Source organism: Streptomyces sp. NPDC038707 (assembly GCF_040636485.1).
Lineage (GTDB): Bacteria > Actinomycetota > Actinomycetes > Streptomycetales > Streptomycetaceae > Streptomyces.
In genome coordinates, this window is the sequence record NZ_JBEZUP010000086.1 from 1 (window position 1) to 3,161 (window position 3,161).

The following is a 3,161-nucleotide window of genomic DNA, read 5'->3' on the forward strand; positions in this document are numbered from 1 at the left end:
CCACCGGTGATCAGCACCGTACCGGCCGCATCGAGAGCCACGGGAACCGTGAGCACGATCTTCCCGATGTGAGCGGCCCGGCTCATGAACCGGAACACGTCGACCGCGTCGCGGACCTCCCGTACGTCGATCGGCAGCGGTGTGAACTCGCCGTCGCTGAAGGCCCGTACGACGGCGTCCAGGATCTCGCCGAGCCGGTCCGGCCCCGCGTCGGCGATGTCGAACGCCCGGTAGACGATGCCGGGACGGCCGGCGGCGTCGCGGATGTCGGTCTTGCCCATCTCCACGAACCGGCCGCCGGGCCCGAGCAGCCGCAGGGAGGCGTCGACGAACTCGCCGGACAGCGAGTTCAGGACCACGTCCATGGGCGGGAACTTCCGCTCGAACTCCAGGGTGCGCGACGAGGCGATGTGGTCCTCGTCCAGTCCCAGGGCGCGCAGGGTGTGCCATTTGGCCGGGCCGGCGGTGGCGAACACCTCCGCCCCGAGCCGCCGGGCCAGCTGGATCGCCGCCATGCCGACGCCGCCGGCCCCGGCGTGGATCAGCACCCGGTCACCGGCCTTCAGTCCGCCCAGGTCACGCAGGCCGTACCAGGCGGTCAGGAAGACCACGGGCACGGACGCGGCCCTGGCGAACGGCCAGTCGTCGGGCATCCGGACCAGCAGCCGCTGGTCGGCGACGGTGACCGGCCCGAAGGCGCCGGGGACCAGGCCCATGACGCGGTCGCCGGGCCGGAACCGGGTGTCCGGGCCGGTTTCGAGGACGACGCCCGCGCCTTCGCCGCCCATCAGGGCCTCGCCGGGGTAGACGCCGAGGGCGATCAGCACGTCCCGGAAGTTGAGCCCGGCCGCCCGCATGGCGATCCGGACCTGCCCGGGCCCCAGCGGCTCCATGAGCTCCGGGCGGGGCACCAGCGCCAGGTCGTCGATGCTGCCGGTACGCGTGTCCTCCAGCCGCCAGGGCCCGTCCGGCGGGGTGAGGCCCGCGCCGACGCGGACCAGGCGGGGGACGCTCAACGCCCCTCGGCGGACCGCCAGTTCCGGCTCGTCCGTGCCGGCGATCAGCGCGGGGTCCCAGGTCGGGTCGGCGTCGACCAGGACGAACCGGCCGGGGTGCTCGGCCCGCGCGCCGCGGACCAGGCCCCAGACCATCGAGTGGTGGAGGCCGACCACGTCACCGGGCGCGGCGGCGACGGCGTTGCGGGTGACGACCGCCAGTCGCGTCCGCTCGTCCGCCAAGTGGTCCTGGATCACGGCGAGTACGCGCTGCGCGCTCTCGTACGCCGCTTCGACGGTGTCCGCCTCCGGCTCCGGCCCGGGCACCTCGTGGACGACCAGGTCCGCGGGGTCGCCGCCCGTCGATGCCGATTCGAGGGGGACATCCAGGGGGACCCAGTCGAGTGCGTACAGGCTGTCCGGGACGGCGTCGGCGTCCCGGACAGTCAGCGATGTGATGACCGCGACGGGGGTGCCGTCCGGATCGGCGACGGCCACGGTGTACGTGTCCGGCCCGGTGGCGGACAGGCGTACGCGCAGCGTCCGGTGGCCCGCGGGCCGTATCGCCACTCCGGTGAACGCGAACGGCAGGCCGGTGCGGTCGGTGAGGAACGCCATGGGGTGCAGTGCGGCGTCGAGCAGCGCGGGGTGCAGGGGAAACGGTTCCTCGGCGGGAAGTTCCACCTCGGCGTAGACGGTGTCGCCGACCCGCCGGGCCGCCGTGACGCCCTGGAACGCCGGCCCGTACTCGTAGCCGAGCACGGACAGCGAGTCGTAGAGCCCGTCGACGTCGAGGGGCTCACCGGCCGGCGGCCAGTCCCAGGCGCTCAGCACCGGCTCCTCGCCGAGGGTCCCGGTGGCGTGCCGCACCCACTCGTCTCCGTCACGCGAGTACACCGTGAGCGGGCGGCGGCCGTCGTCCTCGGGGCCCACGACGACCTGGAGGTGCACCGGGGTGTCGTCGAGGACGAGCGGCGTCTCGAGCACCAGTTCCTCGACCGCGTGACCGAGCCGGCCGGCCGCGTGGGCCGCCATTTCCGCGAACGCGGTGCCCGGCAGGAGGACGGAGCCCCGCACGGCGTGGTCGGCCAGCCACGGGTGGGTGGCGAGCGAGATCCGGCCGCTGAGCACCGCGCCGTCGGGCAGTTCCACGAACGTGCTGAGCAGGGGGTGTTCGCCCGACGCCGCCGGAACGGGCCGCAGCCAGTACGGCCGGCGCTGGAACGCGTACGTCGGCAGGCTGACGGGTTCGGTGTCGTCCGGGAACCGCCAGTCGACCGGGACGCCATGGACGTGCAGGCGGCCGAGCGAGGTGAGGAAGTCGTCCTGGTCGCGCCGGAGCGTGCCGGTGACGAGGGGGTCGGAGCCGTGGTGGTGACCGGATTCCTCGACGGCGGAGACCAGGACCGGGTGCGGGCTGACCTCGACGAAGACGGTGTGGCCGTGGTCGAGCAGCGCACGGGTGGTCCGGTCGAACAGCACGGGTTCGCGGAGGTTGCGGTACCAGTAGTCGGCGTCGAGGGCGGAGGTGTCGACGGGTTCCGCGGTGACCGTGGAGTAGAACGGGACGTCCGCGGTCCTCGGCTCGATCCCGGCGAGGTCGGTCAGCAACCGCTCGCGGACCGCCTCGACCTGGGCCGAGTGGGCGGCGTAGTTCACCGGCAGACGCCGGGCGCGGACACCGTCCGCCTCACACGCCGCCAGCAGTTCGTCCAGCGCGTCCAGATCACCGGATACCACCACGCTGTCCGCCGAGTTGACCACCGCCACGGTCAGCCGGCCGTCCCAGCGGGCCACGAACCCGACGGCCCGCTCATGCCCGAGACCTACGGAAACCATGCCTCCCTGGTCGGCCAGCACCGCCAGCGCCCTGCTGCGTAACGCCACCACCTTGGCGGCGTCGCCCAACGTCAACGCGCCGGCCACGTGCGCCGCCGCGATCTCCCCCTGCGAATGCCCCACGACGGCATCAGGCTCCACCCCATGAGCGCGCCACAGCTCCGCCAGCCCCACCATCACCGCGAACAGAGCGGGCTGCACCACATCGACCCGCTCCAGCGAACCACCGCCGGTCAGCACCTCCACCAACGACCAGTCGGTGTACGGGGCCAACGCCGCGTCACACGCGTCGACCGCCTCCCGGAACACCGGCTCCGAGCCGTACAA

Annotated in this window: 1 protein-coding gene; it reads right to left on the reverse strand. The window is 73.3% G+C overall.

Going from position 1 to position 3,161, the window contains the following annotated elements; genetic code table 11:
- Nucleotides 1-3,161: acyltransferase domain-containing protein (locus AB0E62_RS39850; protein WP_362205988.1), on the reverse strand; the 3,161-nt coding region annotated here is incomplete at both ends.